Origin of the sequence: Candidatus Thiosymbion oneisti (genome assembly GCF_900092655.1) — a bacterium.
Classification (GTDB): Bacteria; Pseudomonadota; Gammaproteobacteria; order Chromatiales; family Chromatiaceae; genus Thiosymbion; species Thiosymbion oneisti.
The window spans coordinates 1-8156 of the sequence record NZ_FLUY01001236.1; the positions used below are offsets into that span (position 1 = coordinate 1).

At 61.4% G+C, this 8156-nt stretch carries 6 protein-coding genes; 4 read left to right on the forward strand and 2 right to left on the reverse strand.

Annotation, left to right across the window (positions count from 1 at the left end; translation table 11 throughout):
* Window positions 1–435 precede the first annotated feature (435 nt).
* The gene (locus BQ17_RS12875; protein WP_089727690.1) at window positions 436–2574 is read left to right on the forward strand and encodes a nitric oxide reductase activation protein NorD; all 2139 of its coding nucleotides are present in this window, start codon (window positions 436–438) and stop codon (window positions 2572–2574) included.
* A gap of 166 nt (window positions 2575–2740) precedes the next feature.
* Entirely contained in the window at window positions 2741–3769 is a 1029-nt protein-coding gene (locus BQ17_RS12880) for a KpsF/GutQ family sugar-phosphate isomerase (RefSeq protein WP_256091593.1), read from the forward strand.
* Here the strand turns inward: BQ17_RS12880 and BQ17_RS12885 are convergent.
* Window positions 3745–4584 carry an arginyltransferase gene (locus BQ17_RS12885; RefSeq protein WP_256091594.1) on the reverse strand — a complete coding sequence of 280 codons (840 nt, stop codon included), beginning with the start codon at window positions 4582–4584 and terminating at the stop codon, window positions 3745–3747. The genes BQ17_RS12880 and BQ17_RS12885 overlap by 25 nt on opposite strands.
* 641 nt (window positions 4585–5225) lie before the next feature.
* On the opposite strand from BQ17_RS12885, the gene BQ17_RS12890 reads away from it, so the two are divergent.
* Both BQ17_RS12890 and BQ17_RS12895 read left to right on the forward strand, forming a co-directional pair.
* Window positions 5226–6554, forward strand: coding sequence for an HD domain-containing protein (locus BQ17_RS12890; RefSeq protein ID WP_089727694.1), 1329 nt, complete (start codon window positions 5226–5228; stop codon window positions 6552–6554).
* Window positions 6541–7083: a hypothetical protein gene (locus BQ17_RS12895; RefSeq protein WP_089727696.1), complete on the forward strand. Its 543-nt coding sequence runs from the start codon at window positions 6541–6543 to the stop codon at window positions 7081–7083. The genes BQ17_RS12890 and BQ17_RS12895 overlap by 14 nt, the downstream gene beginning before the upstream one ends.
* Window positions 7084–7376: 293 nt before the next feature.
* Here BQ17_RS12895 and tadA read toward each other — a convergent pair whose 3' ends face one another.
* Window positions 7377–7829 carry a tRNA adenosine(34) deaminase TadA gene (gene tadA, locus BQ17_RS12900; protein ID WP_089727698.1) on the reverse strand — a complete coding sequence of 151 codons (453 nt, stop codon included), beginning with the start codon at window positions 7827–7829 and terminating at the stop codon, window positions 7377–7379.
* Window positions 7830–8156: the final 327 nt, after the last annotated feature.

The window sequence follows — 8156 nt, forward strand, 5'->3', positions numbered from 1 at the left end:
GTCTTCAATCCGGGCGGGCAGGCGTGCGGCCTGGGCACGGGCGACGCCTGGCTTGTAACCTCTCGCCATCAATCTCAACCTCTCGGATCGAGCTCGACCGGGAGTTTACCCTCGCTACCACCAAGGGCGAATTCTTTTACAGTCTCCGGAGCGTGGGAGCCAGAGAAAAATTAGCGAACCGCACCATTTTCCTATAGTCAATGCAGCTCAAATAAGAGGTTGCCCGGCATCTGTGGGGACGGACCGGGCGCAGAGATTTTGAACCGCAGTCGATCCGGCCCTACCGGTTGCGGATTGGTCGCCCGATGATCACAATAACCGGGCTGTCATTGCTGCCGGTCCGGCTCATCGCCCCGGCGGTTTCCTGCTCGCGTTCGCCCTGCCGGCCGCAGCCTGCTGCCACCGCAAAGACCGCTGTCTGCTTACCCTTCGCTGATGCCCAAGCCGCTCGCTGCCGACCAGCTCGAAGACCTGCTCGAGGATATCCTGTGGGCTGAGGCCTCGTCGAAGCGAGGGGCGGCCTTGGCCCTGGCGGGTCTTACCCGAGCGCAGCAGGAGTTTGCGCTGCACTGGGTGCGGACCCTGGAGAAGGACAACACCGCCTGCGCCTACCAGTTCCTGATTCATGCCGACCGCGCCTTGCAGGCGCTCTCCCTGCCGGATGTGGAACGCTGGATCATCCAGGGCCTGGATGTCTACGACCAATCCGGCCTCTACGCCGCGGTGGAGGTGTTCAGGAATGTGGACCAGTTCCTGGAGCGCGCCCGGGCCGCCCAGGTCGGGGCCTCGCTCGCGGAGCACACCGGTGTCCTGGAACGGGTGGTGCTGGGGCTCTCGGGTCGGCGCCTTGGGCTCGCGGCCGCCGAGACGATCCATACGGATACCGAGACCCTGTTCCTGCCGGCTATGGCCAGCCGGTTCGGGAGCCGCGAGGACAATTTCCGCTTCCTGAAGGCGGCGGCGGCCTATCTCTGGGCCCAGACCCGGTTCGGTACCTGGCGGCTGGGGATCATCGAGGCCCTGATGGGTTTTGATGACACCCAGCGGGCGTTGCAGCTGTTCCACACCTTCGAGACCCTGCGGTTGGACGCCCGTATCGCCCGGGAGCTGCCCGGGGTCCACCGCGATATGCAGCATCTCAACACCCTCGCCGGTCAGCACACCTGTTCGCCCCATTGGGAGGTGTGGCGGGAGCGGCTGCGCCGGGCCGGCGACCGGGCCCGGGATTCGCTGGCCCTGGTGGCCGAGGTGATGGCCGCGCCACCGCCCCTACCGGAGCCCCTGTGCTATCAAGGTGAGCTCTATCCGGAGCGGGTCGAGGAGGTCCTGCGGGCGCGGTTGGAGGACGAGAAGGCCGGATTACGCAGCCTGCTGGTCCGTTATCGGAAGGACCTGGAATCCGAGCAGCCGGTGTCCGAACGCAAGGCGTTCCCCGGCGAGGCGGAGACCCCCTTCGCGGCGCGGAAACGGGAGCACGACGAGCATCCGGGGGAGTTCGAGCTGGAGATCCGGTTCCATGACCAGCCGGTCAGCCCGCCGGAGGACATCAAGCGGCTCATCGGCTCGATCATGCTGGATCTGGGGGAGCTGCCCCCGGACTATCTGGTCCCCGCCGGTGACGGCTACTATCGGCCCAAAGGGGCAGTGGAAGCGGACGCGGATGCGGGCGCGGATGTGTGGTCCGGCACCTACCACGAACGCGGCGCCCATCTCTACAACGAATGGGATTTCCGCCGCCAGAGCTACCGCAAGAACTGGTGCGTGATGCGTGAGCTCACGGTGGAGCCCAAACGCGACGGCTTCGTCGCCGCGACCCTCGACAAGTATTCCCGACATTTGCCGGGACTGCGCAAGACCTTCGAGGCCCTGCGCGGCGAGGATAAACGGCTCAAGAAGGAGCCCTACGGGGACGAGGTGGATATCGACGCCCTGATGGAGGCCCGCACCGACGCCCACCGCGGCCTGGAGATGTCCGATCGCCTCTTCACCCGACGCGACCGGGTGGAGCGCAACATCGCGGTCATGTTCATGGTGGACATGAGCGGCTCCACCCGCGGCTGGATCAACCAGGCCGAGCGGGAATCCCTGCTGCTGCTGTGCGAGGCCCTGGAAACCCTGGGCGACCGCTATGCCATCTACGGCTTCTCCGGCATGACCCGCAAGCGCTGCGAGACCTTTCGCGTCAAGGGCTTCGATGACGCCTACGGGGATGAGATCCGGGGCCGCATCGCCGGCATCGAGGCCAAGGACTACACCCGCATGGGGGCGGCCATCCGCCACCTGACCGAGCTCCTGGACCGGATCGATGCCAAGACCCGCATCCTGATCACCCTGTCCGACGGTAAGCCCGACGACTACAGCGACGAGTACCGCAGCCGGTACGGGATCGAAGACACCCGCCGCGCCCTGATCGAGGCCAAGCGCCGCAGCATTCACCCCTTCTGCATCACCATCGACAAGGAAGGCCGGGAATATCTACCCCATATGTACGGAGCCGTGAACTATACCATTGTCGAGGCGGTAGAAAGGTTGCCCTATAAGGTCTCGGAGATCTATCGGCGGTTGACGGTTTGAGTTGATCGAGTTCCGGTTATTCAGGTTCAGTACAACCGCGAGCCAGCTGCATACGGTAAAAATGCACCGGCAAATTACCCAATGGTGATTTGGTTATTACGACCTCCGGTGTTGATAAGGGCAATTTGCAAATGCAAGTAATCACAACAGCTCTTGGCACAGCGAGATGAAATCACGGTTGGCCGCGCGCAGTGCCATGCAGACGGCACAGTGGAATGGGGACATTTCTAGGGACTCCTATCTCGATCGGGCACGGCGGGTATTGCGGATCGAGGCCACCGCCATCACCGCCCTGATCGAGCAGGTGGACTCGGATTTGGCCGCTGCCGTGGACGCGATTCTCGCCAGCCGGGGGAGGGTGATCGTCTGCGGTATGGGCAAGTCGGGTCTGATCGGAAACAAAATCGCGGCGACTCTGGCGAGTACGGGGACGCCTGCGTTCTCCGTGCATCCGGGGGAGGCCTCTCACGGTGACCTGGGCATGGTGCGTTCGGAAGACATCTTCCTTGCGCTTTCGAACTCCGGGGAGACGGATGAGGTCATCCGGTTGATTCCCTTTCTCCAAGACAATGGGAACCAGCTCATCGCCATCACGGGCCGGCCCGATTCGACGTTGGCGCGGCATGCGGATTTTCACCTGAATGCCGCTGTGCCTAAGGAGGCCTGTCCCCTCCAGCTCGCCCCTACCGCCTCCACCACCGCGGCCCTGGCGCTGGGCGATGCCCTCGCCATCGTGTTGATGGAGGCCCGCGGCTTCCGTCCCGAGCACTTTGCCCGCTTCCATCCCGGCGGAAACTTAGGCAGGCGTCTGCTGACCCGGGTGGAGCATGTGATGCATACCAAGCAGCTGCCCATCGTCCGCCCGGACGACCCTGCCGCTCATGTCGTCCAGACCATCAGCGCGGGGCGCATGGGGGTCGCGGTGGTCTGCGTGGACCAGGAGCTGACCGGCATCATCACCGACGGTGACCTGCGCCGGGCCATGGAGCACCACCGCCGGGATTTTTCGGAGCTGTTGGCCGGCGATATGATGACGGCGAATCCCATCTGCGTCGACCGGAAGGCACGCTTGCAGGCTGCCGTTGACCTGATGACGGAGCACAGCATCACCAGCCTGGTGATCGCCGATGACCGGCGTCTGACCGGTGACCGGCTTCTAATCGGATTGGTTCACCTGTTCGATTGCACTGTGTGAGGCGCTGCACTGGCCCGGCCTGTTCCACTGATTTCAGCACCCCGGCCGTACCATTGCCAGCGTTCGTCCAGCCAGGCCTCCAGGGGGCGGAAATGCTCCTTGTAGCTCATCTTAGGGCATTCCCCGACCCAGTAGCCCAGGTACAGGTACTCAAGTCCCAACCGCCGGGCCTCCTCAATCTGGCATAGGACGGCGTAGGTCCCGGGTGCACGATCGGAGCGCCCCGGATCGAAGAAGGTATAGACGGCGGACAGACATCCGGGCAGATAATCGGTGACGGCTACTGCCATCAGCCGGGTGTCCAGATACAGCTCCAGGAAGCGGGTCTCGCCTCCCCAGGGAGCGACCAGGAACTCACGGTAGGGCACCAGGACGGCGTCGGAGCTGTCTGTGTCCCCATGCCGGCTCTGGATGTATGAGCGATAGAGGGCGTAGTGCTCCGGATCGAAGCAGGCAGGGCGGTTCCGGAGGACCACCTGGTTGTGGTTGCAAGTCCGATTGCGGCGCTGGGATCGGTTCGGCACAAACGCCTGTACCGGGATCCGCAAGGCGATGCAGCGCCGGCAGGAACTACAAGCCGGGCGGTAGATATGGGTCCCGCTGCGGCGGAATCCCTGCGCAAGGAGGGCTTGGTAGGTCGCTCCGTCCATGGGCACCGACGGATCCACGAACAGGGTCCGCGCACTCAGACCCGGGAGGTAAGAGCAGTCGTGCCGGTCCGTCACATAGAGGGGAAGCATAGTGGGCTTTCCGGCCTGTTCATCAAGACTCGCGATGTTGCCCCGGCGGTGACTCGGGGGCACTGATCCACCCATCGTCCCAGCTCCCGCACCGATCGGAGCAGGGATGCCAGTGACCGAGCATGCGGATGAGGTGTTCGATCACACTAACCTGTCCCTTTTGACTACAAGGAAAAACCCCAGGTGCCTGAATGTTGGAAACACAGCATTTTGTGCTTTGATGGTCATGAGTGCGCTATATCATGCACCTGCATACTTATCCTCTCTTGTTAGTTTATCCTTCGGTTAAGATACGGTTTCAAAGTTTCAAGGCTCTTTATGGATTCCGGACTGCCAGGGATCACGGAAGGGTACCATTGGACGTTTTGGAGTGCGGCGGCAACCTTACCCCAGTGCTTACCAGAACCGACAGCACTTGGTATAACCGGGGGGTCGGTCAAGGGGCACAAGCCCACCGCCGCTTTGGATTTGGCGACACCTCCGTTCCAAGTAAGGGCGCTGTGGCCAGGGGAAAGCGCCGTCGCCGCGGCGCGGGTGAAACCTTAAGTGCTCGGATTCCTGACAAACGCTGCTGGTATCCCAGTTGTCGAGGTTTGAGTCGGACGCGCCGCTTTGCCGGCGCACTCCAAAGCAGTCCGGAATCCATAAAGAGCCAGTTTCAAATACACAAAGCGGGATGTAGCTAAAGCTACGAGCCGAAGAGAGAACCTAAGTCCATGCCGAAGCACGTCCACGAGATCAGGGATCCGATCCACGTCTTCGTACGGCTTTCCAGCGACGAACGCAAGGTATTGGATTCGCGACCCTTTCAGCGCCTACGCCACATCCACCAATTAGGGTTGACTTATCTGGTCTATCCGGGGGCTACCCACCGCCGGTTCGAGCATTCTCTCGGTGTCATGGAGCTCGCCGGACGGGTATACGACGTCGTAACGGGCAAGCTGACCGATGACATTCGCAACGAATTCCCCGATGTCGGCGACGATAGGAAGCGGGAATACTGGCGCTGCGTTTTACGCATGGCGGCTCTTTGTCACGACATCGGACACCTGCCATTCTCCCATGCCGCCGAGAAAGAGCTTCTGCCCGAGGGCCGGAATCACGAGGCGTTGACCGCGCAGCTCATCCGTTCCGACGAAATGCGTCCGATATGGAAGGGTATGAAGATCGACTCGGAGGATGTGGTCAAGCTGGCGCTTGGCCGGAAGGAGCTTCCGGACGTCGATTTCACGCCCTGGGAGACGATCCTCGCCGAAATCATCGTCGGCGACGCCTTTGGCGTGGACCGGATGGATTATCTGCTCCGGGATTCGCATCACGCGGGGGTCGCGTACGGCAAATTCGACCAGTACCGGCTGATCGACACCTTGCGTATACTGCCGCGGGTCCCCACGGATGTCGAGGAGGATGCCGAGACCGGCTTTGCCTTAGGTCTCGACGAAGGCGGTATCCAATCCGCCGAGGCACTGATGTCGGCGCGTTACTTCATGTATTCGCAGCTATACTTCCATCCGATAAGGCGCATCTACGACATCCATTTGCAGGAGTTCCTCCTCGAATGGCTGGGTGATGACGGCTACCCGACCGACGTGGAACGCCATCTTAGGCTCACCGATGCCGAGGTAATGCAGGGAATACGGGAAGCAGAGCAGAACGCGGATTTACCTGGACACTTGCACGCCCGTCGCGTCAGTCGGCGTAAACATTTCAAGCTGGTCTACTCGCACAATCCCATCGATGCCGCTATCGATACCGAAGCGGGCGGAGCGGTTTTCCGGGCGCTCAGCGAAACGTTCGACGCGGATCATTTCCGCCATGACCGTTACCGTCAGAGGGGTAACGCGCCTGAGTTTCCGGTGCGCATGCGTGACGGCAGGATCTCATCCTCATCCATGATTTCCGAGGTCCTGAAGCGTCTGCCGATAGTCGAGGTAGACAATGTGTTTGCCGACAGGGCGATTGCGGACGAGGCGAAACGCTGGCTAGGAACCCATCGCGACAAAATTATCTCAAGACCGGAGGAAGACACCGATGGAGAGACATAAAAAAAATGCCGTGCTGACGTATTTCGTGCAGGCCTTGTGGAATAAGGGAAGCTGGGCGGGAGAAACCCACATCCAGAAGGCGGCGTATTTCCTGCAGGAATTATTGGGCGTACCGCTGGGTTTCCGGTTCATGCTGTATTGGTATGGACCCTTTTCCTTCGATCTGCGTGATGAATTGACGGGGTTGCGGGGCGATGGGCTGTTGCGCCTCCGGCCCCAGCGGCCATATGGGTTTCGCTACGAGCCGACAGATCGTGCCGAGTATGTCCAAGGGGGATTTCCCAAAACACTCGCAAAGTACCGTGACCGGATCGACTTTATCGCCGCTCGGCTCGGAGACAAGAAGGTGAAGGAGTTGGAACGTCTGGCAACCGGCTACTATGTCACCAGGAAACTGCCTGATGGGACCACCGAGGAGCGGGCGGCCGAGTTGATAAAAATCAAGCCGCATGTCGACTTGAGTGGCGCGGTAGCGGCTATTCGTGAGGTGGATGAAATTATCGGCCAGGCGCAGGCCCTCGTGCATTGACGAGCCCGAATACGCACACCTGGCTGCCGCCGGGCGAATCGGGTCCCCGATCACCTACGTGCTTGGAAAAAGCCCGTAGGATGGGCAAAGCAAGCACCCATCGGAATGGTTTTAAAGTTTCGGTCCTGCCACGGAGGTTTCCGAGCCGCGACGGTTGGTAGGATGCACAAAGCGAAGTGTGCCCATCGATGAGAAGCACCTCCCGGCAGGCAGCGTGCCCAGTATACCACTTAAAAATTAACCACTACCCGAATACGCGCATCTAGCCGCCGCCGGGCGAATTAGGTCCCCGATTACCTGCGTGATCGGAAAAAATCCCGCAGCAGCCGGCCACACTCGTCGCCAAGGAGACCGCCCGTGCAATCGGTGCGGTGATTGAAGCGGGCGTCCGCGGGCAACAGATCGAAGACGCTGCCGCAGGCACCACTCTTGGGGTCGGCCGCCGCGAACAGGACCCGTTCGACCCGTGCCTGGATGATAGCGCCCGCGCACATGGGGCAGGGCTCGAGGGTGACATAGAGGCAGGTGCCGGGCAGTCGGTAATTGCCGAGACGCCGCCCGGCGTCGCGCAGGGCCAGGATCTCGGCATGGGCGCTCGGGTCGTTATCGGTGATCGGGCGATTCCAGCCCGTACCCACCAGCTCACCTTCCCGTACCAGGACCGCCCCTATCGGCACCTCGCCTGCCGCAGCCGCCTGCTTGGCGAGTACCAAGGCGCGGCGCATCCACTCCTCGTCACTCGGCATGGGATACCTACGTACATAGTTTCGATCGATATTGCCAGCGAGGCTTCGCCTCAGACCGACGAGTCGTGAGTCGCTGTTGGCAAGAACCACGGATGAACACGGATGGAGACCAATCCGTGTTGATCCGTGTCCATCCGTGGTTCGAGATAGCCAGGATCAGATCGTTTGTTAATTGAGAACACCCCCACGTTCATTTGCGGAAAAAAATGAGGTAGTGGTTAAATTTAAATGCGACCTAATGCTTTGAACGCCACCGTTTTGCCATCCCTGGCCCTGGATTCCGGCAATCCCTGCCGGAATGACGAGGGAGGGGTTGGCAGACTTCAG